We start from the raw sequence: 26,416 nt of genomic DNA on the forward strand, positions 1-26,416 counted from the left end.
CCGTGAAGTTTTTTTGAGATAGCTTTATTTAGCCTGAGGAGTATGTCTATGCGGTATATCAAAGTATTTTTGCTCGCCATTCTCTTTTTCCTCGCCCTTGTGTTCTTTTTTCAGAACCAGGGCGCGCTCTCCCAGAGCATGGTGCTCACGCTCAACCTGTTCTTTATTCCCGCCATGTCTTCCATCGCCCTGCCCTTCTATTTTCTGGTCATCGCGGCCTTCGCCTGTGGCGCCTTGATGACTCTGGGCTTTCTGGTGTGGGACAAGGTCAATCTGACCGCCCGCCTGATGAAGCAGAAATGGCAGATCAGCAGCCTTGAGCGTGAACTGGAAAAGTCCAAGAAAAAGCTTGGCGCAGACACAGCCCGCGCGCAGTTTTTGAGCAAGAACGGCAAGGCCGACGACCAGCCCGCGCCTGTGGCCCCCGTTGCCGCAACTGCTGCTGCCGAAGAATCATTGGTTCCGGATCCTGACAAGCAGCACTAGACGTTTTGCAATCCGCTTTGTGGCGCTGTTCGGCTGAGGGTCTGGGCAGCGCCACAATTTTTTTATGGCTGCGGTAAACCGCACCCGTCACCGTCACCCCAAGAATTACTATGTCTGAAGCCCCCGCAAAACTGACCCCCATGTTTGAGCAGTACATGGGCATCAAGGCCGAACATCCCGATGCCCTGCTGTTTTACCGCATGGGCGACTTTTATGAACTGTTTCTTGAAGACGCCAAGGTCGCGGCCCGCGAGCTTCAGATTGCCCTCACCAGCCGCAGCAGGGATGCAGAAAACCCCATTCCCATGTGCGGCGTGCCGTGGCATGCGGTGGAGGGCTACGTGGCCCAGCTCATCGACAAGGGCTACCACGTCGCCATCTGCGATCAGACAGAAGACCCAAAAGCCGCCAAGGGGCTGGTCAAGCGGGCCGTTACGCGCGTTATCACGCCAGGTACCGTACTGGAAGACGCCAACCTCGCCAGCAAGAGCCATAATTTTTTGGGTGCGCTGTGCCTTTCCGCCTCCGGTGGGGCTGGCGGCCTTGCCTGGGCGGACATTTCCACGGGTCAGTGGTCAGGCGTTGAGTTCAAGCGCGAGGCCGAGCTGTGGCAGTGGGCGCAGAAACTTGCCCCGCGCGAACTGCTGGTGCCGGAAGGGGTCGAGCCGCCCCAACGGTGCATTCTGGAAGGCATTAGGCTTGTGCGCATGCCGGTACCCCAGTTTGACCTTAAACGCGCCACAGAGCGCGTTGTGGCCGCTCAGGGGGTACGCGAGGCTGGCGCTCTTGGGCTTGAAGGCAAGCCGGAGCTCATGCGGGCCTGCGGCGCGCTGCTGGTCTATCTGAGCCAGACGCAGATGCGCAACCCCGATCACCTCATGCCCTTTGCCCCCCTTGATCTTGGCCGCCGCCTGCTCATTGACGATGTGACCGAGCGGAACCTTGAAATTTTTTGCCGCCTTAATGGCCGCAAGGGCAAGGGCACCCTACGCCATGTGCTGGACGACACCATGACCCCCATGGGCGGCAGGCTGCTTGAAGACATGCTGCGCCACCCCTGGCGAGAGCTTGGCCCCATCACCCGCGTTCAGGATGCTGTGGCCTTTTTTCATGCGGACGACGCCCGCCGCGCCGCACTGCGTGAAGCTTTGAAAAATGTCTACGACCTTGAGCGCCTCTCCACGCGCATCAGCCTGAATCAGGGCGCGCCGCGTGATTTTATCGCCCTGCGCAACAGCCTTGCGGCTCTGCCGGATGTGTATGCCGCCCTGCAAGGGGCTGGAACGCCTTCCGGGGCGATTTCTGACACAGCTCCCGCTCCTGCGGGCCAGATGCCCAAGAGCGTTGCAGATGTGATCAAGTCGTGGGACAACATGCAAGACTGCGCAGCCCTGCTGCAAAGCGCCCTGGTGGACAGCCCTCCTGCGGTCATTACCGAGGGCGGCCTGTTCAAAACCGGCTATAATGCGGAACTTGACCGTCTGCTTGATCTGGCGGAACACGGCGAACAGAAGCTCCAGAACATGCTGGCCGACGAACAGGAAAAAACAGGCATCAGCAAGCTCAAGCTGGGCTTTAACCGTGTGTTCGGCTATTATTATGAGCTTACGCGCGCGGCCCACAGCGGGCCTGCGCCCTTCCATTTTATCCGCCGCCAGAGCCTTGCCAACGCCGAGCGCTTCACCACGGTGGAGCTGAAAGAGCTTGAAGAAGAGCTTCTCTCTGCCGCAGACAAGCGCAAGACGCTGGAGTACACGCTGTTTCAGGATCTGCGCACCCACATGGCCGCCCAGCGCGAACGCATTATTCACGCGGCGGATATGGTCGCCCAGCTCGACTACTGGCAGAGCCTCGCGCAGGTGGGCCGCACCAACAACTGGTGCAGGCCGGAGCTTGACGCGGAGGCCAATCTGGACATCCGCGAGGGGCGGCACCCTGTGGTTGAAGCCATGCTTGGCCGCGCCAATTTTGTGCCCAACGACTTTCGCCTTGATGCCGGACGCCGCCTGTGCCTGCTCACTGGCCCCAACATGGCCGGTAAATCCACCGTGCTGCGGCAAGTTGCCATCATCAGCCTGCTGGCGCAGATGGGTTCCATGGTTCCTGCCAGCGCCGCCCGCCTCGGGCTGGTGGACCGCCTGTTTTCGCGCGTGGGCGCATCAGACAACCTTGCGCAGGGGCAGAGCACCTTTATGGTGGAAATGATGGAAACGGCCCGCATTCTGCGTCAGGCCACCCGCCGCAGCCTTGTGATTCTAGACGAAATTGGCCGGGGCACCAGCACCTATGACGGCGTGGCCCTGGCCTGGGCCGTGGTGGAAGACCTTGCAAAACGGGCTGGCGGCGACCTGCGCACCCTCTTTGCCACCCACTACCACGAACTGACCGCGCTGGAAGGCCGCATAGCGGGCGTGTTTACCATGAATATCGCCATCCGCGAATACAACAACGATATTCTTTTTCTGCACAAGCTGGTTCCCGGCCCTTCTGACCGCAGCTACGGCGTGGAAGTGGCACGCCTTGCGGGCGTGCCCGGCCCCGTGGTGCAGCGGGCCAGAGCCATATTGCAGGGGCTTGAGCGGGGGCGTGACAGCGCCAGAAAAACCGTGGTTTCTGCGGTGTCTCTGCCAGGCCTGAGCCTGCCTGAGCCAGCAAAAAAAGAGCCGGAACTGCCGGAAATTGCCGCTGCGCCGCCTCGCTCGGAACACCCGCTTGTGCTGCTGCTGCGCGAGCTGAATCCTGACGAGCTCAGCCCGCTGGACGCCCTGCGGCTGCTCATGGAATGGAAAAAACTGTGGAGCGACAGCCCGGAATCTGCCCCGCAAGCAGACGCCCTGCCGCCGGACGAGGATAGTCATGAGTAACGCCAATCCCTGGTCTGTCATCCAGCTTGTGGCGGAACGCCGCATTGAGGAAGCCCTGTCGCAAGGGGCCTTTGACAATCTGCCCGGCGCTGGCAAACCCCTTGAGCTTGAAGACCTCAGCCATGTGCCGGAAGACATGCGCATGGCCTACAAGATATTGCGCAATGCGGGTTGCCTGCCGCCCGAGCTTGAGGAGCGCAAGGAGCTGAACAGGCTTGTTGACCTGCTGGAGCACTGCGAGGACGAGCAGGAACGAGTGCGCCAGATGCAGAAGGTGCGCTTTATGGTCACGCGGGCCAAAATGCGCTTTCAGCGGCCCATGCAGATTGAGCAGGACGACCCCTATTACGACCGCCTGCTGGACAGACTGTCTGCCAATCCGCGCAAGGCGGGCTGATACAGACAGCATTGTCAGACGCCAGCCCCACAAAAAACAAAATGGCCGGGAACATCCCGGCCATTTTTTGCATCAAATCTGCATATCTCCGATTCTGACCATGTGACGCCCTATGGATTGAAAAAGAAATAAAACTTCCCCATGACCTGCCCTAGTACAGGTCAGCATCCGCAGGCATTCTTTCCCAGTAAATACGGCCTTTTTTGCGATACTTGCGCAGCAGCACGTAGACGCTGCCCGGCCCGCCGTCATGGGGCTGAGCTGTGCAGAAGGCCAGCACCACACGCTTGAAGGGATCCTGTGTCAGCCAGCTTTGCAGCTTTTCGCGCAGAACCCCCATGCCGTCAGGCGAATTACGGCCACGGCCCGGCACCACCAGCACCGTGCGCAGACCCTTGTACCAGCTACCCTTAAAAAAACCGCGCAGTGCTTCAAATGCCTGCATCGCATTGAGGCCGTGCAGGTCAAGATGGGCCTCCGGACTGAGGCCGCCAGCACGGAGTTTGTTCAGAATCATCTGGTCAAGGCCGACCACATGACCCTCGAGGTATTCATCAGAGAACGTCAGCGCGAATTCCAGCTTGCCGTCCATGAAATCCTGAAGGCTCAGCTCGCCGTGAGGCGGTGGCGTTGCAGGGGCGGGAGCCGGAACAACATCACGCCCGCCGCCAGTGAGGGGGCTTACCGTGCCCATGGCGGCAAGAAAGGCCGCAGCTTCGTCATCGTCCTCATGCAGAGAGGGGTCAGCGGCGCTGGCAGGAGCCGCCTTGCCAGAACACGCCGGAGTAGACGAGGCCTGACCGCCCGAAATTTGGACCGCTCCCGGAGATGCGCCCTTGGGTTTGCCAGCTTCAGCTGTTGCGCCTCTGACCGCAGTTTTTTTGCCCTTGCTGCGTTCTTCAGCCAGTGCATCTGCCATGCTGGTCATGGTGCCTCGTTCTTCCAGCGAAAAACCCGGATTTGCAGCCTTGCGGCTGTTTTTGGCAGGGGTCACGCTGCTCACGGCGTTCAAAAACAGATCGCAGTCTTCATCCGAAACGTCAGCAGCCTGCGTTGTGCCAGCAGACGCGATAACGCGCTTGCCCTTGCCCTGCCCGTGGTGCGCAGGCTTGCGCTCATTGCCGCCGTTTTTTTGCTTTTCGGGGAATTTTTTTGCATTGAGCGCGCGGAACGGATTTGCCCCAAAGGCGTCTGCGTCAGACATAACGGCTCCACTCATAAGGTATGCGAATAAAAAAAGCCGCAGCACAGGCCGCGGCTTTAGCAGTAAAACAGGTGCTGCGCTTATTGAGCCGCAGGCGCCGGGGCCTTCTGCTCGGCAGGAGCAGCGGGCACCACAGGAGCCGGGGTCGCTTCCGCACCGGGCTTAACAGCCGGGGCGGCGGGCCTGGGAGCAGCAGGTTCTTCAATCTTCACGTCAAGAATCGTAGACTGACTGGAAGGACGCGAGCTGGTCACGAGGGTGTAGCTGAGCGACGTGATAACAAAAATCACGGCCATCAGGGCAGTCAGTTTGGCAAGAATGCCGCCTGCGCCGCCGCTGCCGAACACAGAGCTGTTGCCACCGCCAAAAATCACGCCCATGCCTTCCTTGCCCGCCTGAAGCAGCACAAGAATAACCAGCAACACGCACACAATGATATGCAGCGTAAGAATGAGAGTCTGCACGAATTCCTCCTCGCCGTCCGGCCACTGCCCGATGGCGCGCCCGAAGTGGGGTTAGGCCCCGATAATTTGTAAGAAGCTTTGCGCTTCTAAAGACGCTCCACCTACCAGAAGGCCGTCCACGTTGTCAAGGGCCATAAGCCCTGCGGCATTGTTTGGCTTAACGCTGCCGCCATAAAGAATGGGCAGCATGTCTGCGGTTTCACCCACAAGTTTTTTCAGCAAGGCCCGCGTGACGGCGTGGGCATCGAGCACTTCTTCCGGCCCGGCAACCTTGCCCGTGCCAATGGCCCACACAGGCTCGTAGCCAATGGCGAGCTTGCCCACAAGGGCCGCTCCGCGCAGGTTCTCGGGCATGGCCGAAAAAACTGCGGCGAGCTGGCGCTCAAGCACGGTGTTCAGCTTGCCAGCTTCGCGCTCGTCAAGTGTTTCGCCAATGCAGAACAGCACCTTGAGGCCGTGCTCAAGGGCAAAAATTGTTTTGCGGGCTACAAGGGCATCATCCTCGCCCATGATGTGCCGCCGCTCGGAATGCCCGGTCAGCACCCAGCTTGCGCCAGCGTCAAGCAGCATGGCGGGCGAAGTTTCGCCCGTAAAAGCCCCTTCTTCTGCGGGATAGCAGTTCTGTCCGCCCGCCGAAAGCGCCGCAACGCCCTTGAAAGCGTCTGACACGCAGCTTATGGACGTAAAGGGTGCAAAAACAACCACATCCTGCCCCGCAGGCATGTTTCCGAGGCCTTTGGCCAGATCGCTTGCGCTTTGGGCAGCCTGAGCGCGGGTTTTATACATCTTCCAGTTGGCGGCAAATATTTTTTGCATGGCGTCCTCAAGGATCAGATGGAACAAAGATAAATGAGCGCGTCTTCGCCAGTATCGGTATAATACTTTTTGCGCACGCCCTCTCGCTTGAAACCGCAACTCTCATACAGACAAATAGCGGGCCTGTTGCCCACCCTGACTTCAAGCAAGATTTTGTTTATAGCCATTTTACGCGCAAGGCGCAAGACCACGCCCAATATACGCCGTCCGTAACCTCTGCGACGTTCATCCGGCAAAACTGCAAGATTGAGTATTTCCAGTTCATCCAGCGTGTGATATACTGATATATAGCCAATCAGCGCCTCATGCCGAAACATTCCCAGTGCCGAAAAAGCCTTTTGCCCAAAGGCGGCAGCGCACTGCTCTTCTGACCAGGGCAGAGGAAAGCACTGGCGCTCAATCTCGTACATGGCGGCGGCATGCTGCGGCCCAAGCATTTGAAGGCGTTCGTCCCGCACTGTGGAAGCATTCATGAAAATCAGCCTTTATCCTTTATTAGGCAACACTCCTGACTTGCAGGAGGTTGTAGACCACAACAACATACCCCTGTGCATCATGCGCGGCGAGGACATACTGCGGCAGAACCTGCGGCACCGGGCAGTGGGCCTGCTCGTGCGCGACCGGCTTGGGCGCGCCCTGCTGACGCACCGCCCTGGCCTTGGCTGGGGATTTTCGTCCTTCGGGAGGCTGCCCGCCGGGCAATCAAGCGAGCACAAGGCGCAGGAGCTGTTTAACAGCGATTGGAACCACGAAGGGCGCATACTGCCGCTCGGCGTTTCCCCACCGGGGCCGGACAACTTTAATGCTTTTGTGGCGCTGTATGAGGGCCGCATGCCCTCCTCGCTGGCTGCCGCCGCCGTGCGCGACCCGGATCAGCACATGCTGGTCGATTATGATGAATTGCGGGGCCTTGGAGTACACTTTGGCGAACTGCTTTCGCCCTTTTTGCGGCAGGCGGTGCAGTCTGGCCTTGTGCGCCCGCGCTGACCTTGCCCGCACGCCTCAATTTACCCGCGCGGCCTGCCAGTTGCAAAAAACTGCCGCCAAGGGCGGCCATACAGCGCTTTGTCTTATACGGCTGTGGGGCCAAGCAGATCAACAGCTTCCTGATGCACCAGGCCATTGGAGGCCATGAGCACATCACCAAAATGCAAGGCCTCGCCGCGCAAATTGGTTACCTTGCCCCCGGCTTCTTTTACCAGCAGCAAGCCAGCAGCAAAATCCCAGGGTTTCAGCCCTTCTTCATAAAACATATCCAGCCTGCCGCAGGCCACATAGGCCATATCCACCGCCGCCGCACCGATGCGCCGCAGGCCCTGGCTTTTGGGCAGCACAAGGGAGAGGCGTTCCAGTATTCTGTCGAGCCGCCCGCTAAAGTCATAGGGAAAGCCCGTGGCCACCAGCGCATCGCCAAGATTTTCAGCCTTGCTCACGCTTACCGGCGCACCGTTGAGGTACGCGCCCTGACCGCGCTGCGCGCTGAAGCATTCGTTCATCATGGGAATGTTGACCACGCCAAGTTCCACATGATCCTTGTTCCACAGCGCTACCGAAGTAGCCACCTGCGGGATGCGGTGCACAAAGTTGGTGGTGCCGTCCACCGGATCGATGATCCAGCACAGGCCGTCCGGTTCCTTCTCGCTCTCGCTGCTTTCCTCAGCCATAAAAGCGGCGCCGGGCACAAGGTTTGCCAGTTTTTCCTTCAAAAAAGCTTCCACCGCCAGATCTGTCTGCGTGACCAGATCAATGCGGCCCTTGTGGCGTACGTTGCTGGGCTTTGCCCAGTGCTCGCGCACGATGTCGCCGCTCTGGCGCACAATTTCCAGACATCCCTGCAAGATATCCTGTGATGCAAACATGGGGCTTCCTTTACGCGTGCGAGTTCTGCAACGCAAAATGCCGCAGGGTGGCCACCCCGCAGCAGACAGTTTTCAGAAAATGGATTGTCACGGCCTCTCGGCAAGCGGGTTGGCGCGCAGCTAGTTAATAAAGACAGAATGGTACAATTGGCGGTCAAGCATGGCACGGGCCGTGCCGCGCAGCACGGTGGTCAGTGGGTCTTTGTCCACAAAAACCTTGAGGCGCGTTTCTCTGGCGATAAACTGATCCAGCCCCTTGAGCAGCGAACCGCCGCCAGCCATAAGCATGCCGTTACGGTAAATATCCGCAGCCAGTTCCGGCGGTGTTTTTTCCAGCGCGCGCATCACTGCGCCAAGGATTGCCAGCACGGGCTCGCGCAAAGCTTCGCGCACATGCCCTTCCGTCACCTTGACCACGCGGGGCGCGCCGCGCACCAGATCCTTGCCCGAAACTTCGAGCACCGGAGCATTGGGCATGGGCATGGCGGAACCAAGAATCTTCTTCACGTTTTCCGCTGTGTTGTCGCCAACTTCCATGCGAAAAACATCGCGCATGTAGCGTTGCACGGCCATATTCATGGCATCGCCAGCCACGCGCACAGACTGCGCGTTGGCAATGCCCGCCATGGTGATAACAGCCACCTCGCTTGTGCCGCCGCCAATGTCGAGCACCAGATTACCCAGAGGCTCATGAATGGGCAGGTCAGCGCCGATCGCCGCCGCCATGGGTTCCTCGACCATGGCCACATCGGCAGCGCCTGCCAGAATGGCCGAGTCGATGACCGCGCGTTTTTCCACCTGGGTGATGCCCGTTGGAATGCAGATAACCATGGATGGCTTGACCAGCCGCAGCCCGGTAATGGCCTTGCGCACAAAGTAGGAGATCATTTCGCGGGTGATGTCGAAATCAGCGATGACGCCGTCCTTCATGGGACGCACGGCCTTGATGCGCTGGGGCGTGCGCCCCAGATATTCCTTGGCTGAAGCGCCTACGGCGAGAACAGAATTCTTGTGCGTGTCTATGGCCACCACCGATGGTTCATTGATCACAATGCCATCCGCCCTAGTGTAGAGCAGGGTGTTGGCTGTGCCAAGATCCATGGCAATGTCTTTGGACAAGAATCTGAAGAAACGCCGTAGAATCATATGTTAGTATTCTTTTGTTGGCGGAATGGGCGCGGTGTCGGGGTCATAGGCCTGGGGGCCGTCGTTATGCACCCGCGCTCTGGGCAACATGGTTCTGAGCCGCATTTTGAGATACAGATTTTCCAGAAACAGGGCCAGATGATCCACAGACTGACGAACAAAACTGCGCAGGGATTCGTCTATCTGGCGAGGATTGGTGTGCGCAAGGCAAAGTACGCCGCGCGTGCTTTTGTTGACCATAACCGGCATGCATATGGCAGCCTGAAAATCAGGCATATCCGGCAGTTTGCCAAACAGCACCGTGGCGGGCGCGCCCTCGACGCCTTCGGCGATCACTGGCTGATCGTTGCGAAAAACCCAGCCTGTAATGCCGCTGCCCATGGGCAGGATAAGCGGTTCTTCGCCGGTCAGCAGCAGGCGGGCAGATTCGCTCTCAACGCAATATGTTTCGCCCGGTTCGTCCACCGAGGCAAAGGCGCAGTAGTCAAAGCCCGTGGCTTCAACCATGATGCGCAGATAGTTTTGCAAAAACTGGGGCCAGCGCTTGTAACGAAAGCGCAGATCCTGAATAACGGACAATTCCGCAAAATAACGCGGAATATCCCCCGCAAGCTCCTGCCGTCCGGTGGAACCCTGCTGGCGCGAAATAAGCTCTGCGAACATTTGCAGGATCTTGTGGTCTTTGTCTGAAAAAGAGTACTGCCGCTTGCTGTCAACGCAGAGCGCGCCGCCAGTGGGCACGGGGCAGCCCATAAAGGCCTTGATGTTGGCCTCTTCGCCGCCGGTGTAGTAGCCAAGGTTGCTCTGGCGCTGGTCAAAATTCGGCACAAGCAGAGGTTGCCGGTTGCGAACAATCCAGCCGACAAGGCCCTTGCCGGGCAGCACCGATGCGTTGGACGCTATCCTTTCCCCCAGGCTGAAGGCAGCTGCAAGGTGGTGCGCTTCGCCTTCTTCGTCAGGCAGAAAAAGGACTACGGAATAAGCGTCAAAAACGCTGCAAACGATGCTCAGAATATGCTTTTCAACAGAGTTGGCGGTCATGGGCACATGGGGTTGATGGTGATGCCGCCCACAGGCGTGACGGCTCTCGGGTAACGCATTTCTTGTAGCAAAGGGCATGCGCCGCCGCAACTTCTTTTGCGCTGCTTGTGCTCATTGTTCCGGTGCCGAGCCCTTGGCAGGCAGCGCCTGCACCCGCTTACATCAAGCTTGGCAGGCCCGGTTGATGCCGTTTTTCGGGGAACCTGCATCATTCCCACTGGAAAATATTCTGAAAAGCAGGTAGTAAATAACAAATTTCTATAAGGGATGTACGGATGATTAAATGGCAAGAGGTATTCAGCAAGGACGGTCTGCCCTGGCAGGACGCTACCCAGTTGTCCTCTTCGATTGCCGTAAGCGACCTGCCGCAGCTCAAGAAAATGCTTGATGCCGTGCATATCCGCCTGTGTCTTGTCAAACCCTATCAGGAAAACAAGAACTACCCTCTTGTGGAAGCGCGCGAGCTTTTGCCCTCGTTTGACAACGACATGTTTGAATACAAAGAGCTGCCCGGCTTTGCCATGGTGGCCTTTGCCCGCCAGCTTGACTATTTTTCAGAAATTTTTCAGTTCGATCGCCTGCACCCCGTAATTACCGAAGGCGACGGCGCATGCTGCCCCCTGGAAAATCAGGTCATGGTGCAGAACCTGCAAACTCTGGCCTCGCGGCTGCCGCGCGTGCATCAGGATATTTTTCGCCAGCAGTTCCGCTCGACCGACACGGTTGTGCTTGAAACATACCCGGCCCTCATGCCCTACCTGCTCAGCATGGACAGGGCGCACGTGCTGGCCTGGGGCGCTGACAAGCAGTTTCATCTGGCCGGAATATTCGCCTCCTTTCCGTCGGATATCGACAGTGAACTGAAGCGCTTTGGCATCCGCATCGGCAAGTTCGTGTACGGCGACAGCGATATTTACGAACGCAACCGCATGTTTGTGTACCAGTACCTCATGGAGCTTTACGGCTTCCCCATTGTTTCAGAACGCCGCACCTCGAGCGCGCTTTTTGCCCGCAAGCTGCACAAGATGGGCGAGCGCTTTTTGCTGCGCGTGCTGGGGCAGACGGACAGAACCATCACCACCTACATGGCCAATGGTGAGAACACGCGCTATCCCCTGCTGGAAAAAGTGGCCCTTGTGGCTGTGGACGCCGATCAGGACGAAGCATTGAGCGCCATTGACCGTGATGGGTTTTTTTTGGACAAGCCGCGCCGGGTGGTCATTTTGCGCATCAAATACCGCCAGCACACCTTTGACGCCAGCAACGTGCGGCAGGACCGCGCCCTCTCCGTGGTGGCGCAGGAGGTGCTGCACCCCATCACGGGTGAAGCGCTCACCGGTCTTAATATCATCAAGGACACCTCCAACATGTTCCTGCGCCTCAACGACATTGTGCGCGGCGAATACACGGGGCGCATCATTTACAAGCGCACCGAGGTGGTGGAAAACACTGGCACGCACGAAAAGCGGCTCAAGTTCCTCTATAGCTGGCTGACCAAGCATCAGCGGCGCATGATCAGCTACAGTGACGAATTTTTCTCCAATGTAAGCAAGGTGTTGACCAACTACCTCTTTTCGCCAGACAATGACGAGGCCTTTGAAAACCTGCGCGAACTGTATCAGGAAGTCTGCACCCGGTTCAGCTACATCCAACAGGCCCGGCGCGTGCGCATACTGGAAGACCTCTGCCAGCGCACCTTCAAGGGTGCGCGCATCACCTACCAGCAGATGTTCCGGGAGGCCCTGAACCTGCTCAACGAGCTGAAGTTTGAAATCGTCAGCTTCTTCCCCGGCCTGGTTGACGCCGTCATCGACTGTGTGGAAAGAATCCTGCGCGACAGTTATCTGCAACGCAAATACGTTGAACCGCCGGAAGATACCCTTACCCCGGCCGGTCAGGAAATTCGTAAAAATTACAGACGTCTTGTTTCATTGCAGGACGGTTTCAAGGCTGTGCGCAAGGCGCGCAGCGGCAAGGAAAACGTGGTGGCATGAGCGTACCGTTTTTTTATCTGGCCCCTGAACTCTGGGGCGATACACCTCTTCTTGAAGGGCAGGAAGCCCGGCATCTGGGGCAGGTTCTGCGCGCGGAACCCGGCACCGAAGTGGGGCTTCTGGATGGCCGGGGCCGCTCGGGCATATTTGTGGTCTGCAAGGTGGGCAAAAAAAACGTGCAGCTCCAGCGCGTTTCTGAAACTGTCACCCCGGCTCCGCATTCGCGGGCCATTGTGGCGCTGGCCTACAGCAAGGCCGTGCGGCGCGGCTTTTTTATGGAAAAGGCCGTGGAGCTTGGCGCGCATGGCGTATGGCTGTGGCAGGGCGATCACAGCCAGGGCAAACTTTCTGCCGCCGCAGAAGAAGCATGCCTTGGGCAGATGATCGCCGGGGCAAAGCAGAGCGGCAACCCATGGCTGCCAGAAGTACGCGCCCTCTCGGGCGGCGTGGATCAACTCATCCATCTTTCGCACACTGCTGACCACCGTATTCTGCCCTGGGAACTTCAGGACGGCGTGCATATGCTCACCCCGGAAATGGCGGGTCAGCCCGGCCTTACCGTCTACGTGATCGGCCCCGAAGGCGGCTTTTCACAAAGGGAGCTGGCAGCCCTGGAAGCCGCCCACTTTACCGCCGTGAGCCTTGGCGCGCGCGTATTGCGCTGTGAAACCGCCGCAACGCTCTGCCTTGGCCTGCACTGGTGGGGTTCGCAGCTTGGCGGCAAGGCCGATGCCACCCAAGGGAGCGGAAAGTGACCGTAAGCAAGCCGCTGCCGGAGCGCATGCGGCCTGATGATCTGGCGCTTTTTCTGGGTCAGACCCATCTTGGCGACCGCCTGCGCTCACTTATGAAGTCCGGGCGTTTGCCCAGCCTGCTTTTTTTCGGCCCGCCCGGCTGCGGCAAATCAACCCTGGCCCTGCTGCTGGCTAAATCATCCGGCAAGCCCTATCTGCGTTTGAGCGCGCCCGAGGCTGGCTTGCAGCATCTGCGGCGCTCGCTGACGGGTGTGGAAATTCTTGTGCTGGACGAACTGCACCGATTTTCCAAGGCGCAGCAGGACTTTTTTTTGCCGCTGGTGGAATCGGGCGAACTGACCCTGCTTGCCACAACCACGGAAAACCCCTCGTTCAGCGTCACGCGCCAGTTGCTTTCGCGCCTGCATGTGCTGCGGCTGCGTCCCCTGGGCCGCCCTGAGCTTATGGAGCTTGCCCGGCGCGGCGCAAAAGACCTGCAGCTTGAAATGACCGATGATGTGGCCGACCTGCTGGCCGGGGTTTCACACGGTGATGCCCGCACCCTGCTGAATCTTGTGGAGTATGTTGGCGCTCTGCCGGAAGACCGGCGCGATCTGGAGCATATCAAGGCGGCGCTGCCCGAAGTGCTTATCCGGCACGACAAGGACGGCGATAACCACTATGAACTGGCCTCGGCGCTCATCAAGTCCATTCGCGGCAGTGATGTGGATGCGGCCCTGTACTATCTGGCCTGCCTGCTTGAAGGCGGCGAAGACCCGCGCTTTGTATGCCGCCGCCTGATACTTTCCGCCTCCGAGGATGTGGGGCTGGCCGACCCGGACGCGCTGGGGCTGGCTGTGGCCTGCCAGCAGGCCGTGGAATTTGTGGGCATGCCGGAAGGGTTCATTCCGCTGGCGGAAACCGTCACCTATCTGGCTCTTGCCAAAAAGAGCAATACCTCCTACGCGGCCTATCTCAACGCCGCCCGCGAGGTCAAACTTAACGGAGCGCGCCCGGTGCCGCTGCATCTGCGCAATCCTTCTACCCAGTTGCACAAGGAATGGGGCTACGGCAAGGAATACAAGTATCCCCACAATTACCCGGAATCGTGGATCGAGCAGTCATATCTGCCGACAGAACTGGAAGGCCGCAGGTTCTACCAGCCGCGCGAAAATGGCGAAGAGCCACGACTCAGCCAGTGGTGGCGCAAACTGCATAAAATCAAAAAAACGGACGAATAGGCATGAACCCCTTTGTTGACGGCGCTTTTGAAGCCAAGTTTCTCACGGGCGACACATACAGCAGTCAACCTGCCAGTGCGGGTTTTTTCAGCCGTATGCTGCCCTCGCTCAGCTTTTACAGCCGCCTGTTTCTCGGCCCGGTGCGCTGGCTGTGCTCCAGAGCTTCCAAGGGGCAGTGCGACGATGCCGCCTGGGTATATGCCAGCGCGTGGGTGGCAGACCTTGTGGAGCGCATGGGCTGCCCCATCCAGATTGAGGGCATGGACGCTATTGAAGCTGTGGACGGCCCCTGCCTGTTTGTGGCCAACCACATGAGCACGCTGGAAACATTCATGCTTCCAGCCATGATCCGGCCCCGCCGCCAGGTGACTTTTGTGGTCAAAAAAAGCCTCACCACCATGCCGCTTTTTGGCCCGGTGATGTGCTCGCGCGACCCCATCGTGGTTGGGCGCACAAATCCGCGTGAAGACCTCACAGCAGTACTGAACGGCGGGCTGGAGCGCCTGAAAAAAGGCATTTCGATCATTGTGTTTCCGCAGCACACCCGCTCGCGCGAATTTAATCCTCAGCAGTTCAACTCCATCGGCGTCAAGCTGGCCAAAAAAGCCGGAGTGCCCATTGTGCCGCTGGCCCTCAAGACCGATGCCTGGGGACAGGGCAAAAAAATCAAGGAACTTGGCCCGGTCAAACCCGGCCTGACCATACGCTACACCTTTGCAAGCCCCCTCACCATTGCCGGGCAAGGCAAGGAAGAACAGGCGGCAATATGTCAGCATATTGAAAGCCACCTCGGCAAATGGCAGCAACAGGACGGCATCAACGAGTAGCCGAATTTTTGTGGATATTTTGCGGATATAACGATCAAGGGCGGGGTTTACCCCGCCCTTGTTTTGGGAAGCACTCAGTTTTTTTCAGGCATGTCTAAGCGCTCAGCAGGCCTGCACTTTGCCCTCCCCAAAGTTTTCACCCAGCTCAGGCGGTTCCTCTGCCCTCGTCCGCTGCTGCCTGTTCAGCACTGTCGGTCTGCTCAGCGCTCTCCGGTTGTTCGGCCTGATTGTCATGCCCATCTGCGGCTGTCGCTGCATTTCTGAGCGCCAGATACCGCTCAAAGTCCTTCACCGCCAGCGGCACGCTGAACAGGTACCCCTGAAACAACGTGCAGCCCATATTCAGCAGTGCCCTTTTCTGCTCGCGGTTTTCCACGCCCTCGGCCACGGTGGTTAAACCAAGGCTTTGCGAAAGCGCGATGATAATGCTGGCGATGGCGGCATCGTTGGGGTCTGTGAGCAGATCGCGAATGAAAGAACGGTCAATCTTGAGCTGATCCAGCGGGAGCAGCTTGAGATACGTCATGGACGAATAGCCCGTACCAAAGTCATCCAGCGAAAACCGGATGCCCAGATTGCTCAGCTTGACCATGGACGCTATGATTTCCTGCATGTTCACGGCCAGCTGACTTTCGGTCAGTTCCAGCTTCAATAGACCGGGGTCAATGCCAGTTTGCCGCACCGCTGCCGTAACATCTCGTACAAAATCACTTTCACGAAACTGGCGGGCGCTTACGTTGATGGCAATTGTCAGATTTGAGAACTCGGGTATCTCAGCCCAGCGCCCAAGCTGGCTGCATGCCTCCCGCACCACCCATGCCCCTATGCGGGCAATCATGCCGTTTTCTTCCGCAAGGGGAATAAAATCGGCAGGCGGCACAATACCACGTTTGGGGTGTTGCCAGCGAATCAGCGCTTCTGCGCCAAACACAGTGTCATCCACGCTGATCAGAGGCTGATAATACAGCACAAACTGCTCAAGGCGTATGGCTTCCTCAAGATCCCGCTCAAGCTCTATGCGCTCCATGACGGTTTGCTGCATGGCCGGATCAAAAAAACGCACGGTATTTCTCCCGGCATCTTTAGCCTGATACATGGCAAGGTCCGCCTGCTTGAGCAATTCATCCGGAGTGATGCTCTGCTTGCCGAACAGGGCGACGCCGATACTGGCTGTGCAGTTGCAGGTAATGCCCTCCACAATAATTGGCTCGCGCACGGCAGTGAGAATTTTGCGGCAGACAAGCGCCACGGCCTCAGCCGCCTCCTCGCTGTTACCCGACAGACCGTGCAATAACAAAACAAATTCGTCGCCGCCAAAGCGCGCCACAGTGTCGTCTGCTGGAACAATGGCAAGCAGGCGCTGCCCGACCTGCTTGAGCAGATTGTCTCCGTGTGCGTGACCAAGCGTGTCGTTGATCGTCTTAAACCGGTCGAGGTCAATAAACAGCATCGCGCTGAGCTTGTCCGTGCGCATGCCAACCGCAACTGCCTGCCGGATGCGGTCCGTAAGCAGGGGGCGGTTGGCAAGACCGGTCAGTTGATCGTAGTAGGCCAGCTCATTGATGCGGGCTTCGTTGCGGCGACGCTCCTCCTCCCAGGTAAAATTATCCAGCGCAAAACTGACGTTCAGGGCCATTTCCCCCAAGAGTTCGCGCACCTCTGCATCAAAGGTTCCGGCATCGTTGGTGTAGAGTGTCAAATTTCCAACAACTTCTCCCCGTTGGCGCAAGGGGAGCGCCCCAACAGAAAGAAAACCCGTTTTGCGCACAAGCTGCCACCAGGGCGCAAGCCTGGGGTCAGTTGTGGTGTCGTCTGACCAGACAGATTCGTTGTTTCGGATTGCGCAGCCAGTTGGCCCGGACCCTTTGGGGTCAGACGCCCATACAGATATGTCAAGCTTTTGCAGATCGGCATTGCTCAGGCCAAATGACGCAACGGGCTGCACGTTGCCTGTCTGCTTTTCAACAAGGCCTATCCAGGCTCCCTTCATGCCGCCAGCTTCCACAGCAGCCCGGCAGACCTCTGCAAAAAGGTCGTTTCTGCCAGAGCAGCGCACAATGGCCTGATTGCATCTGCTGAGCGCCGCGTACATTTGTGAAATACGGTTTGCCCGCGCCTGAGCAAACTTTCTTTCACTTATATCCGTACACAGAAATGCTATGATTCCATCTTCTGAGCGATAGGCAACAATATCTGCCCACAGGTTGTTGCCAGCAAGGTAAAATTCAAAATGAGACGGTTCACCGGTTTCCGCAGTGATTATGAGCGGATTCACCCAACGGGCTGTTTCGCTGGTTTTGGGGCTGATTCTTTGCAGCAGTGTTTTGCCGATAACATCTTCCCGCTCCGCCTTGAATACGTCGCAGTAGGCCTGGTTGATCTCAACCAGTTTGAAGTCGCAAATTTTTCCATCTGGCGCAAAGACCGGCTCGCACAGGGCCATGCCTGCCTGCATATTGTCAAAAAGGCCCTTGTAGCGTTTTTCGCCCAATTCAAGTGCCTTGAGCTGACGGGTGTAGCTCATGCCGCTCCAGAATGAAATAAACACGCAGACTATCCATAATAAACCCAGTGAAATAATGTCCTGCCGCCATTTGGCAAGTACGGCCTGCTCATACAGGCCAATAGAAAGATACAGAGGCCATTGGCGAAGCTTGCGATAAAACGCGATCCTTTTTTTATCGCCAAAATCTGCACGCCTGTGCTGGTAGACGCTTGGGGCGGCATCGTGTTCAATAAGTTTTCGCAACGGGGGCGATGGCTTGGCGTCAAGCCAGAAACGTCCGCGCGGGTACTGCGTGACAAGACCAAGCTTTTTGTCCCACAGGGTGGCCACGGCGCTTGTGCCCACAATGACGGCTGAAGCCATGATGTCCGAAAACATATCGATGGAGACAGCGCAGGCCACAACGCCGCCAAACGAACCGTCGGGCAACAAATAGCGCATGGAAAGCACAATGATGGGGCGCGTCCACAACTGGCTGTAAAATGGGTGGGAAATAACAAGCCCGGGGGAAGGATTATTGCGCAGCTGAACAAAGTGGTCGGCGTTGGTGATGGACATCTCGCCAGAAAGCGCGCGGGGAGAAGCGTACACTACCCGCCCCTGCGTATTTGTCAGCAAAAAGCCAAGGGTGTCCGGCAAGCGCTCATCAAGATTTTTACCGTATGTTTCAAAACGTTCCCAGGAGACATCGCCGCTCAGTGCCTGCTGTTGCGCTTCATCAACTGCGCCCAGCAGGGCAAGATTGATTTTCTCAAAACGCCAGGAAAGAACATCATCAATGGATCGGGAAACACTTTCAAGCGTGTTGGAGGCTTTGTCGAGTTCCTGCTGCCTGCTGCCTACAAGGGCAAAAATGATAATGCCCAGAACAAGCAAATTGATTGCGGCAATGACCCATAGCTGCTTGCGGGAATGCAGCCGGGATGATTTGCTGCGTTCAGACTCTGAACGAAGGTTTGGCTGGGAAGCAGTCATATGAACCCCGCATCGGCAGAATGCGTCAACTCCCAAGAAACAGAACAGCTGGCAGCAAGTGGAGGCAAAGGAGACCATGCAGTATTCAAAAAAAGTGAACGACAAGAGGCTGTTACGGAAATATGAAAATTAAAAACCTATAGCAATAAACCTACTCCAAATCTTTGTTCCAAGCAAGTTCATGACCCGATATTATAAACTGGTATGGCATAATTACGCAGTTTAACACCTTAAATGCTCAAGAAATCAACCCACTGAAACTCTGTTTTTCCCCATTCTTTTTGCATGGTAAAGCGCAGTGTCCGCCCTGTGGATCAGGCTGTCCTGGGTATCATAGGGGCGCATTTCTGCAAGGCCAATGCTCACTGTACAGTGCAGGCCGTCTGCAAAGCTGAACTCTTCAATCCGGCGGCGGAGCTTTTCTGCAATTTCTCCGGCTTCATTGGCGCCTGTTTCAGGCAAAAGCACAAGAAACTCCTCCCCACCCCAACGCCCGGCAATATCCTGTGGGCGCATCACATCGACAGCCAGGGCGCTCAGGGCCTGCAACACTGCGTCACCAGCAAGATGCCCAAAGGTATCGTTGACATTTTTGAAGTTGTCCACATCCAGCAACAGCACGGAAAGAGGAACTTCCCGCTGGTGCGCACGCAGCATGGCCTCGGCCATATCGCCAGAAAGTTTTTGCCGGTTGGCAAGGCCTGTGAGCTTGTCGGTATTTGAAATATGTAGCAGCACTGCATTCAGCCGTCGCAGCCGGTACGTCCAGTAACCCCAGAGCAGGGCAATGACAGCGCCTATCCCGCCGCCAAAAAGAAACCACATGGGGTTGATGGCTGACTGCACATTGATGGAAATGTGCTGATTTACCACCCTTCCCCGTTCCTGCGGTGTTATGGACATCACGCCCTTGTCCAGAATATTGCGCAGGGTGACATCACTTTTGCTTACGCCAATGCGCAGGTGGTTCATGTACATGGGCAATTGCCCGGCAATTTTCAGATTGAACAGCCCATTTTTGCGTATGGTGTAGGCGGCCACCATCAGGGAACGCATGGTCATGGAGCTGCGGCGGCTTGAGACCATTTTCATGGCCTCATCCTCTGACCGCACAAGCTTGATCTCAAGATTGGGATAGCGCTCCCTGATCAGACCTTCCATTGCAGTGCCTTCGGGAAAGACGATGGATTCGTGCTCAAGCGCTGCAGGATCAGAAATATAATGATGTTCTTCGCGGGTTATGAACACGTTGGGGTCACTGAACAGGGGCGAGGTAAAGATAAGCCATTCGCTACGTTCTGTGGTCTGATTGAGAAAACTCAGCACCTTGCACTGCCCGCTTTTGGAAAAAGCCAGGCTTTCATTCCAGTCGGCGGTGCGCACCAGTTCAAACTCAAGGCCGGTTCTGTCTGCAACCAGCGCCAGAAGATCGGCTGCAATGCCCACGTGTTTGCCCGATGCGTCTATCTGCTCATAGGGAACCCAGTCAGGGTCAACGCACAGGGTAACTTTTTTATGTTCGCGCAGGTAGGTCTGTTCGGTAGGGGTGAGGCTCACATCACCAATATGAGCGATAGCCGTATCAAACGCGCATGCCCCACCCGGCAATGCCTGCAAAATGAGCCAGACAAGCCCGCTACACAATAATTTGATGGTGCGTTTGGTCGCGTTGGCTCGTTGGATAGGCATCCATTCCCCCAGACTTGAACTCTTGTCACTTTTTGCAAAAGCAAGACCGCTGGCATGCTCAGCCATAAAAGCGTGCGAATCAAAGCAGTACGTGCGGCCGATCCGTCACGGCAAAACCATCATTTCATAATCTGCATATGAATGATTTTCTCCAGTCCTGCAATGGTGGAATGGGGATCCACGCATATTCTCCAAAACCTGAAGACCGTACGCAGGGGAACGAAACAACCTGTGACTGCCGCGCCATACAAAAAAACCCGTTCCGGCCTGAAACCGCATACTACTGCGCTTTCAGGCCGGAACGGGCCGTTAACAAACTGGCGAAAAAATGGAATCAGGCAACTCTCCCCTTGCGGGTCGTGCCAAGCCTGGCAGCTTTTTTGACATAGGGCGCGTACTGCGCATCCATGCCCATAATGTGCTCCACAAGCCAGTCTTTTAGGAAGGACAGCAGATCCATGCTCAGGGTTATTGTTCCCTGCTTGAGGCCCTGCTCCACCTCATTGACCTTGGCCTCAAAGTCGCGGTGAATCTGAAGATGTTCCTTGATGGAAGGGTAATCGGTGTGAACAAAGTGCTTTTCTTCATCCCTGAAGTGAGTACTTGTGTAGTCACGGAGCTTGCGCAGAATGCCAAGCATCTCTTGCGCGCTGCTGTTATTGGTCATGGCGCTGTGCAGCTCGTTAATATAGTCAACAAGCAGGCGATGCTGGCTGTCTATATCATTTATGCCAAGATCCATATTACGCGTCCACTGCACAAACTTGCTTGAAGATGCACGATCATAGTCGCCGCTTGCCAGAGCGCCTACAATCATGTCCAGTTCTTCCATGCCGCCCTGAAATGCCAGCAGTGCAGCAGTAAACACCTTCATATTGCCGGAGGTCTGCTCCGCCACTATGCGGATTTCGTCCAGGGCTTTATTGGCGTCTTCAATATTTTCCGACTGCACTCCGGCGGTGGCGGCCACAGCCTGCAAATGCAGGGCTGTACCGGACATGGTCTCCAGAATTTCGCGCATGCGCTCGCCAGCCACAGAGGCGGAACTGGCGCCTTCAAGGCTGAGGCGCGCGGCGGCATCCACTGTTTCGGCATTGCGGTGGGCCTCATGCTGAATGGCCTTTACGGCGTCTTCAACTTCCCGCGTGGCTCCCATGGTTTTTTCCGCAAGTTTGCGCACTTCGTCGGCCACAACGGCAAAACCGCGCCCGGCCTCGCCAGCCCGCGCTGCCTCAATGGCTGCGTTAAGGGCCAGCAGGTTGGTCTGGTCGGCAACTTCATTGATGACAGCCATCACCTTGCCGATATTACTGGCTTTTTCTCCAAGCCCCGCCATGGCTTCCTTGAGCTGCACAATGGTATTTTTGAGTTGCTCAATGGAACTAACAGCGCCGTCAACCTGCTCCTTGCTCGCAGATGCGCTGCCGCTGGCCGTTTGCGCGTTTTCCGAAATCTCGCGCACACGCATGGATGATTCGTGAGCACCCTGAGAGACCGTATCCATAGCGCCGCCGGTTTCGTTCAGGCGGTCGCGCTGCACGGCAACCCCCTGGTTCACTTCTGTAACCAGAGTTGCGAGGTTCTGTGCTTCGGCAGAGAGTTTGGCGCAAACAGTATGCGCCTTGTGCAGCACGGCATCGCCCTTTTCAAATTTCTCAACCAAGGCCGCATTTTCGGCCTGCGCCGCTTGCAGCTTTGCCTGAAGCGCCGCATTGTTGCCTTCAAGCCCGGCAGTGCGTTGCCGCTCGGCAGCCAGATTATCTTCCGTCGAACGCAGCCGCCCAAGGCAATAGGCAAGGCGTTCCAGATTATTTGCGCCGCCGGATTCGCCAGCGCGGCTGGCGACCTCATCCATCTGCTCGCGCATTTGCCTGGCCTCAGCCAGGGCGCGTAGCCATATAATTGCATCAACCACCAGGCAGGCAGCCACGCCGCCCAAGGCAAGCCACAACAATCCGTCAATTTTTCCAACAACCGCGAAAATAACCAGCATGGCAAAAGCAAACGCATGGGAAATAAAAACCATAAACCCACCCTTGTCGGAAAACGGATAATTGTGCCCGAGGTTAAAAAAACAGCCTCTCAGTAAACCAAGCAGAACGATCATATTATCGTTTATCGGACATTACAAGCCGCACCAATAGCGCCAAATTTAAAAAAATGTTACATTTATGAGTCTGCCCTCAATTGGGACGGCAGCACGTGCGAGGTCAACACAAGCGGATGTCATATTGACACCAAAGCCAATATTTATAATGATGCCGAGGTATTTTAATGAAAATTTTGATGCAGGTATCCTGCCGCAAACATAACTGCTTGTGGTTCCTGTATTCTAGGAGCGATTTCACCTTGTAATCGCTCTTAAGGCTGTGCGAGCAAGCGCCTGATTATGAGGCGCGAGTGCTTTTTACCCGCCGGGGTAAACGCCTGAACATGTGACGTAAAATTTTGCGAATACATTTTCGCATCATTTAAGTGCTCAAGAACGCAGCGACGCCTCCCCCCCAAGGCACCAGTCAGCGATGGATCATGCACCGCTAAGCGCCGCATGGTTTGGTATTTTTCTTTGTCGGTTGCCGCGTATCGTTCACAGAAGCGTGAAGCGGCGTGCGCTGAACCACGATAGCGCACCCGGCTTTCTTGCCTGCCAGCATCGGCGCGCCCGATGAGCGCAGACACTGCACTCTGGCAGAGACTCAGGGAAACTGTTTGCCGTAGACGTGCTCTTGCACAACGGCACCCCATCAAAACCAGAGCACCGTAAACAACGAGTGCGAGGCTTTGCTTTTATGGGTTTGGCAAACACCATTTTCCAGGTAGTTTTCTTGGGCGGCGCTGCTATTTGGCAACGGGGCGCCGTCTTCCGTAAATGCCATTCCAGGAGGAAACCATGGCGCTGAAGAAATCCATTTTGTCCGCTCTTGCGGCTCTGCTTCTGCTGACCTCTGTTCAGGGCGGCCAGGCGCAGGCAGAGGAACTCACCGGGACCTTGAAAAAAATCAAGGATACTGGCGTGATTGTTGTGGGTCACCGTGAATCTTCCGTGCCTTTTTCCTACTACGATCTTCAGCAGAACGTTATCGGCTACGCACAGGATTATTCCAACAAGGTTGTGGAAGCCGTTAAAAAACAGCTGAACATGCCCAACCTCCAGGTGCGTTTTGTGCCCATCACCTCGCAGAACCGCATTCCCCTGCTGCAGAACGGCACCTTTGATTTCGAGTGTGGCTCGACCACCAATAACCTGGAACGTCAGCAGCAGGTTGACTTCTCCAACACCTTTTTTATCATCGGCACCCGCCTGCTGGTCAACAAAGACTCCGGCATCAAGGACTTTGACGGCCTGAAGGGCAAGAACGTTGCCGTGACCTCCGGCACCACGTCTGAAAAACTGCTGAACAAGATGAATGACGAGAAGGGCCTCGCCATCAACATCATCAGCGTAAAAGACCACGGCGATGCGTTCCGTACAGTGGAATCTGGCCGCGCTGTGGCCTTCTTTATGGATGACGCCCTGCTTGCCGGCGAACGCGCCAAGGCCAAAAAGCCCGCTGACTGGATCATCGTGGGTACCCCGCAGAGCTTTGAAGCCTACGGCTGCATGGTGCGCAAGGGTGATGCCCAGTTCAAGAAGCTGCTCGACGACGTGATCGCTGCGGAACAGGGCAACGGCAATGCCGAAAAGTCCTTTAACCGCTGGTTCATGCAGCCCATTCCGCCCAAGAACATGAACATGAATTTTGAAATGTCTGATGAAATGAAGGCTCTCTTCAAGGCCCCCAACGATAAGGCCCTGAACTGATTTTAGGCATGCCCGGGAGCTTCAGGCGCAAGCGGGCGCTCCCGGGCATGCGTTTAAGCCCGCTGCAATGAGATACGTTTTTTACACAGGGATGGAACCAACGAATGCAGGCTAACTGGAACTGGGGCATTTTTTTTGAGCAGGCGCCGTTCGGAAACGTCACCTACTTTAGCTGGCTGGTGGACGGCTTTTTGACGACAGTGGCCCTGTCTGTCTGTGCCTGGATTCTGGCTTTTCTTCTGGGCTCTTTTTTCGGTATTCTCCGCACTCTGCCCAACAAGATTTTGAGCAACATTGGCGCAGCCTATGTGACCATTTTTCGCAACATACCTCTTATCGTTCAGTTTTTCATATGGTACCTTGCAGCACCAGACCTGCTGCCCTACAAAGCAAGTGTATGGTTTAAGGCAGAACTGAACCCCAACATCCAATTTTTTATCATTTCCACCTGCGCGCTGGGTTTCTTTACCGGGGCGCGCGTCTGTGAGCAGGTCAGGTCTGGCATTCAGGCCCTCTCGCGCGGGCAACGCTACGCAGCCCTGGCTCTTGGCCTTACGCTGCCGCAAACCTATCGTCATGTTCTGTTGCCCAATGCCTACCGCATTATCATTCCGCCTTTGACCTCCGAGATGCTCAATATGGTCAAGAACTCCGCAGTTGCCTCAACTGTGGGGCTTATCGAACTGACCGCGCAGGCCAACCGCCTTCTGGAATTTTCCGGCTACGCGTATGAATCGTTCATTGCGGTTACGCTTGCCTACGCCTTCCTGAATTTTGTGGTCATGCGTTCCATGAAACTGCTGGAGAACAAAATGCGTTTGCCCTCCATGAGCACAGGAGGCAAAAATGTTTAGCATAGACTGGAGCATCATCCAGCAGAGCCTCCCCCTGCTTGCGCAGGGGGCAATGGTAACGCTCAAGATCACCATCACGGCCATTGCCTTTGGCATGGTGCTAGGCACGTTGCTGGCAGTGGCGCGCATTTCTGTTTACGCGCCCATGCGCTGGCTCTCTGCCGCCTACGTGAACTGCTTCCGCTCCATCCCCCTTGTGATGGTGCTGTTGTGGTTCTACCTTATTGTGCCGCAGTTTTTGACTTCATTTTTCAATCTTTCGCCGCAAACAGACATCCGGCTTGTTTCCGCCATAGTGGCCTTTACCGCATTTGAGGCGGCCTACTATGCAGAAATTATCCGCGCGGGCATGCGCAGTGTTTCCAGCGGCCAGTATGCGGCATCCCTTGCGCTTGGCATGACCAAGTCGCAAACCATTACCTATGTCATCCTGCCGCAGGCATTCCGCGTTATGACGCCCCTGCTGCTGACTCAGGGCATGATTCTTTTTCAGGATACCGCCCTGGTGTACATCATCGGCCTTGCCGACTTTTTCCGCACCGCTTCCAACATTGGCAAAACAACAGGCTATGAAATTGATATGGTACTGATTGCAGGATCCGGCTACTTTGTGGTCTGCCTCTGTGTGTCAGCCACCGTAACCATGGTAAAAAAGAGACTCAATCAATGATTAATCCCACCGATGAAGCCATGATCATTCTGGAAAACGTATCCAAGTGGTACGGTGACTTCAATGTGCTGAGCCACTGTAGCACGCGCATACACAAGGGCGAGGTTGTTGTGGTATGCGGGCCTTCCGGTTCGGGAAAATCCACACTGATCAAAACCGTGAACGGCCTTGAACCCGTGCAGTCTGGCAAGATTTTTGTAAACAACACAGAAGTAACCAGCAAAAAGACCAACCTGGCCCAGCTCCGCAGCCACGTTGGCATGGTTTTTCAGCATTTTGAGCTTTTTCCGCACCTGAACATCATCCATAACCTTGTTCTGGCTCAGGAAAAGGTGCTCAAGCGCAACCGCGAAGAATCCATGGAAAAGGCCCACATGCTGCTCAAGCGGGTCGGTCTTGAACAGCAAACGGAAAAGTATCCTTCACAGCTCTCCGGCGGGCAGCAGCAGCGCGTTGCCATTGCCCGCGCCCTGTGCATGGATCCCGTGGCCATGCTTTTTGACGAGCCAACCTCCGCACTTGACCCCGAGATGATTAACGAAGTGCTGGATGTCATGGTTGAACTGGCCTACGAAGGCATGACCATGATGGTCGTTACCCATGAAATGGGCTTTGCCCGCAAGGTCGCTAACCGGGTTCTCTTTATGGAAAGCGGCCAGATTCTCGAAGACTCCCCCAAGGACAAATTCTTCGACAATCCAGCAACCCAGCGCGCCAAGGACTTTTTGGCCAACATCATTCCGCACTAATCGCCGCATTAGGGCGCTGACAACAGCATACCCCGGCCTGTTCCCTGATACATGGGGGAACAGGCCGGGGTTTTTCTGTGTGGTGCGCACGGCTCACG

The 26,416-nt window shown here is 56.5% G+C and carries 22 protein-coding genes; 12 read left to right on the top strand and 10 right to left on the bottom strand.

Features of this window, described 5'->3' with window-relative positions; translation table 11 throughout:
* Positions 1 to 48 precede the first annotated feature (48 nt).
* The 3 genes from JMF94_RS06840 to JMF94_RS06850 all read left to right on the top strand — a co-directional run bounded on the left by JMF94_RS06840 (position 49) and on the right by JMF94_RS06850 (position 3,747).
* Entirely contained in the window at positions 49 to 486 is a 438-nt protein-coding gene (locus tag JMF94_RS06840) for a LapA family protein (protein WP_240824414.1), read from the top strand.
* A gap of 110 nt (positions 487 to 596) precedes the next feature.
* A complete protein-coding gene (gene mutS / locus JMF94_RS06845) occupies positions 597 to 3,350 on the top strand; it encodes a DNA mismatch repair protein MutS (RefSeq protein ID WP_240824415.1) in 2,754 nt (917 codons plus the stop codon).
* Complete coding sequence (locus tag JMF94_RS06850; RefSeq protein WP_240824416.1) at positions 3,343 to 3,747, top strand: DnaJ family domain-containing protein; 405 nt, start codon at positions 3,343 to 3,345, stop codon at positions 3,745 to 3,747. Before mutS ends, JMF94_RS06850 begins: the two co-directional genes overlap by 8 nt.
* 151 nt (positions 3,748 to 3,898) lie before the next feature.
* Here JMF94_RS06850 and JMF94_RS06855 read toward each other — a convergent pair whose 3' ends face one another.
* The 4 genes from JMF94_RS06855 to rimI form a co-directional block, all read right to left on the bottom strand.
* The gene (locus tag JMF94_RS06855; RefSeq protein WP_240824417.1) at positions 3,899 to 4,951 is read right to left on the bottom strand and encodes a Smr/MutS family protein; all 1,053 of its coding nucleotides are present in this window, start codon (positions 4,949 to 4,951) and stop codon (positions 3,899 to 3,901) included.
* 80 nt (positions 4,952 to 5,031) lie between these two features.
* Positions 5,032 to 5,415 (bottom strand): preprotein translocase subunit SecG, encoded by a 384-nt coding sequence (secG, locus tag JMF94_RS06860; protein WP_209819245.1) that lies wholly within the window; start codon positions 5,413 to 5,415, stop codon positions 5,032 to 5,034.
* A gap of 51 nt (positions 5,416 to 5,466) precedes the next feature.
* Positions 5,467 to 6,231, bottom strand: a complete 765-nt coding sequence (tpiA, locus tag JMF94_RS06865; RefSeq protein ID WP_240824418.1) for a triose-phosphate isomerase — start codon at positions 6,229 to 6,231, stop codon at positions 5,467 to 5,469.
* Between the two features lie 14 nt (positions 6,232 to 6,245).
* Positions 6,246 to 6,704: a ribosomal protein S18-alanine N-acetyltransferase gene (gene rimI / locus JMF94_RS06870; RefSeq protein WP_240824419.1), complete on the bottom strand. Its 459-nt coding sequence runs from the start codon at positions 6,702 to 6,704 to the stop codon at positions 6,246 to 6,248.
* Between rimI and JMF94_RS06875 the strand changes: the two genes are divergently transcribed.
* On the top strand, positions 6,703 to 7,218 hold the full coding sequence (locus JMF94_RS06875) for an NUDIX hydrolase (RefSeq protein WP_240824420.1): 516 nt from the start codon (positions 6,703 to 6,705) through the stop codon (positions 7,216 to 7,218). The genes rimI and JMF94_RS06875 overlap by 2 nt on opposite strands.
* 83 nt (positions 7,219 to 7,301) lie before the next feature.
* On the opposite strand, the gene JMF94_RS06880 is transcribed toward JMF94_RS06875, so the two are convergent.
* The 3 genes from JMF94_RS06880 to JMF94_RS06890 all read right to left on the bottom strand — a co-directional run bounded on the left by JMF94_RS06880 (position 7,302) and on the right by JMF94_RS06890 (position 10,277).
* Positions 7,302 to 8,090, bottom strand: coding sequence for an inositol monophosphatase (locus JMF94_RS06880; RefSeq protein ID WP_240824421.1), 789 nt, complete (start codon positions 8,088 to 8,090; stop codon positions 7,302 to 7,304).
* A gap of 120 nt (positions 8,091 to 8,210) precedes the next feature.
* Entirely contained in the window at positions 8,211 to 9,236 is a 1,026-nt protein-coding gene (locus JMF94_RS06885; protein ID WP_022659408.1) for a rod shape-determining protein, read from the bottom strand.
* A gap of 3 nt (positions 9,237 to 9,239) precedes the next feature.
* Positions 9,240 to 10,277 (bottom strand): GAF domain-containing protein, encoded by a 1,038-nt coding sequence (locus JMF94_RS06890; protein WP_022659407.1) that lies wholly within the window; start codon positions 10,275 to 10,277, stop codon positions 9,240 to 9,242.
* Positions 10,278 to 10,552: 275 nt separating this feature from the next.
* Between JMF94_RS06890 and JMF94_RS06895 the strand changes: the two genes are divergently transcribed.
* Genes JMF94_RS06895 through JMF94_RS06910 form a run of 4 tightly spaced genes read left to right on the top strand, consistent with a single transcriptional unit; the run spans position 10,553 to position 15,073 of the window.
* The gene (locus JMF94_RS06895; RefSeq protein ID WP_192111875.1) at positions 10,553 to 12,271 is read left to right on the top strand and encodes a hypothetical protein; all 1,719 of its coding nucleotides are present in this window, start codon (positions 10,553 to 10,555) and stop codon (positions 12,269 to 12,271) included.
* A complete protein-coding gene (locus JMF94_RS06900) occupies positions 12,268 to 13,026 on the top strand; it encodes a 16S rRNA (uracil(1498)-N(3))-methyltransferase (protein WP_240824422.1) in 759 nt (252 codons plus the stop codon). Before JMF94_RS06895 ends, JMF94_RS06900 begins: the two co-directional genes overlap by 4 nt.
* Positions 13,023 to 14,246: a replication-associated recombination protein A gene (locus tag JMF94_RS06905; RefSeq protein WP_240824423.1), complete on the top strand. Its 1,224-nt coding sequence runs from the start codon at positions 13,023 to 13,025 to the stop codon at positions 14,244 to 14,246. Before JMF94_RS06900 ends, JMF94_RS06905 begins: the two co-directional genes overlap by 4 nt.
* A gap of 2 nt (positions 14,247 to 14,248) precedes the next feature.
* Positions 14,249 to 15,073: a lysophospholipid acyltransferase family protein gene (locus JMF94_RS06910; RefSeq protein WP_240824424.1), complete on the top strand. Its 825-nt coding sequence runs from the start codon at positions 14,249 to 14,251 to the stop codon at positions 15,071 to 15,073.
* A gap of 145 nt (positions 15,074 to 15,218) precedes the next feature.
* Here JMF94_RS06910 and JMF94_RS06915 read toward each other — a convergent pair whose 3' ends face one another.
* The 3 genes from JMF94_RS06915 to JMF94_RS06925 form a co-directional block, all read right to left on the bottom strand.
* Complete coding sequence (locus tag JMF94_RS06915) at positions 15,219 to 18,554, bottom strand: EAL domain-containing protein (RefSeq protein WP_240824425.1); 3,336 nt, start codon at positions 18,552 to 18,554, stop codon at positions 15,219 to 15,221.
* Between the two features lie 246 nt (positions 18,555 to 18,800).
* The gene (locus tag JMF94_RS06920; protein ID WP_240824426.1) at positions 18,801 to 20,243 is read right to left on the bottom strand and encodes a diguanylate cyclase; all 1,443 of its coding nucleotides are present in this window, start codon (positions 20,241 to 20,243) and stop codon (positions 18,801 to 18,803) included.
* 334 nt (positions 20,244 to 20,577) lie between these two features.
* On the bottom strand, positions 20,578 to 22,269 hold the full coding sequence (locus tag JMF94_RS06925) for a bacteriohemerythrin (protein WP_240824427.1): 1,692 nt from the start codon (positions 22,267 to 22,269) through the stop codon (positions 20,578 to 20,580).
* An 864-nt stretch (positions 22,270 to 23,133) separates the two neighbouring features.
* Here JMF94_RS06925 and JMF94_RS06930 point away from each other — a divergent pair.
* The 4 genes from JMF94_RS06930 (at position 23,134) to JMF94_RS06945 (ending at position 26,318) form a co-directional block, all read left to right on the top strand.
* Positions 23,134 to 24,045 carry a glutamate/aspartate ABC transporter substrate-binding protein gene (locus tag JMF94_RS06930; protein WP_240824428.1) on the top strand — a complete coding sequence of 304 codons (912 nt, stop codon included), beginning with the start codon at positions 23,134 to 23,136 and terminating at the stop codon, positions 24,043 to 24,045.
* Positions 24,046 to 24,149: 104 nt separating this feature from the next.
* Positions 24,150 to 24,899, top strand: a complete 750-nt coding sequence (locus tag JMF94_RS06935; protein WP_240824429.1) for an amino acid ABC transporter permease — start codon at positions 24,150 to 24,152, stop codon at positions 24,897 to 24,899.
* Positions 24,892 to 25,569: an ABC transporter permease subunit gene (locus tag JMF94_RS06940; RefSeq protein WP_240824430.1), complete on the top strand. Its 678-nt coding sequence runs from the start codon at positions 24,892 to 24,894 to the stop codon at positions 25,567 to 25,569. The genes JMF94_RS06935 and JMF94_RS06940 overlap by 8 nt, the downstream gene beginning before the upstream one ends.
* A 20-nt stretch (positions 25,570 to 25,589) precedes the next feature.
* Positions 25,590 to 26,318, top strand: a complete 729-nt coding sequence (locus JMF94_RS06945; protein WP_192112092.1) for an amino acid ABC transporter ATP-binding protein — start codon at positions 25,590 to 25,592, stop codon at positions 26,316 to 26,318.
* Positions 26,319 to 26,416 lie beyond the last annotated feature (98 nt).

Source organism: Desulfovibrio sp. UIB00 (assembly GCF_022508225.1).
In the GTDB taxonomy this organism is placed as follows: domain Bacteria; phylum Desulfobacterota; class Desulfovibrionia; order Desulfovibrionales; family Desulfovibrionaceae; genus Desulfovibrio.

Coding starts and splice junctions, on each gene's coding strand:
- JMF94_RS06840 (WP_240824414.1), top strand. CDS start 49: ATGCGGTATATCAAAGTATTTTTGCTCGCCATTCTCTTTTTCCTCGCC.
- mutS (WP_240824415.1), top strand. CDS start 597: ATGTCTGAAGCCCCCGCAAAACTGACCCCCATGTTTGAGCAGTACATG.
- JMF94_RS06850 (WP_240824416.1), top strand. CDS start 3,343: ATGAGTAACGCCAATCCCTGGTCTGTCATCCAGCTTGTGGCGGAACGC.
- JMF94_RS06855 (WP_240824417.1), bottom strand. CDS start 4,951: ATGTCTGACGCAGACGCCTTTGGGGCAAATCCGTTCCGCGCGCTCAAT.
- tpiA (WP_240824418.1), bottom strand. CDS start 6,231: ATGCAAAAAATATTTGCCGCCAACTGGAAGATGTATAAAACCCGCGCT.
- JMF94_RS06875 (WP_240824420.1), top strand. CDS start 6,703: ATGAAAATCAGCCTTTATCCTTTATTAGGCAACACTCCTGACTTGCAG.
- rimI (WP_240824419.1), bottom strand. CDS start 6,704: ATGAATGCTTCCACAGTGCGGGACGAACGCCTTCAAATGCTTGGGCCG.
- JMF94_RS06880 (WP_240824421.1), bottom strand. CDS start 8,090: ATGTTTGCATCACAGGATATCTTGCAGGGATGTCTGGAAATTGTGCGC.
- JMF94_RS06885 (WP_022659408.1), bottom strand. CDS start 9,236: ATGATTCTACGGCGTTTCTTCAGATTCTTGTCCAAAGACATTGCCATG.
- JMF94_RS06890 (WP_022659407.1), bottom strand. CDS start 10,277: ATGACCGCCAACTCTGTTGAAAAGCATATTCTGAGCATCGTTTGCAGC.
- JMF94_RS06895 (WP_192111875.1), top strand. CDS start 10,553: ATGATTAAATGGCAAGAGGTATTCAGCAAGGACGGTCTGCCCTGGCAG.
- JMF94_RS06900 (WP_240824422.1), top strand. CDS start 12,268: ATGAGCGTACCGTTTTTTTATCTGGCCCCTGAACTCTGGGGCGATACA.
- JMF94_RS06910 (WP_240824424.1), top strand. CDS start 14,249: ATGAACCCCTTTGTTGACGGCGCTTTTGAAGCCAAGTTTCTCACGGGC.
- JMF94_RS06915 (WP_240824425.1), bottom strand. CDS start 18,554: ATGACTGCTTCCCAGCCAAACCTTCGTTCAGAGTCTGAACGCAGCAAA.
- JMF94_RS06920 (WP_240824426.1), bottom strand. CDS start 20,243: ATGCCTATCCAACGAGCCAACGCGACCAAACGCACCATCAAATTATTG.
- JMF94_RS06925 (WP_240824427.1), bottom strand. CDS start 22,269: ATGGTTTTTATTTCCCATGCGTTTGCTTTTGCCATGCTGGTTATTTTC.
- JMF94_RS06930 (WP_240824428.1), top strand. CDS start 23,134: ATGGCGCTGAAGAAATCCATTTTGTCCGCTCTTGCGGCTCTGCTTCTG.
- JMF94_RS06935 (WP_240824429.1), top strand. CDS start 24,150: ATGCAGGCTAACTGGAACTGGGGCATTTTTTTTGAGCAGGCGCCGTTC.
- JMF94_RS06940 (WP_240824430.1), top strand. CDS start 24,892: ATGTTTAGCATAGACTGGAGCATCATCCAGCAGAGCCTCCCCCTGCTT.
- JMF94_RS06945 (WP_192112092.1), top strand. CDS start 25,590: ATGATCATTCTGGAAAACGTATCCAAGTGGTACGGTGACTTCAATGTG.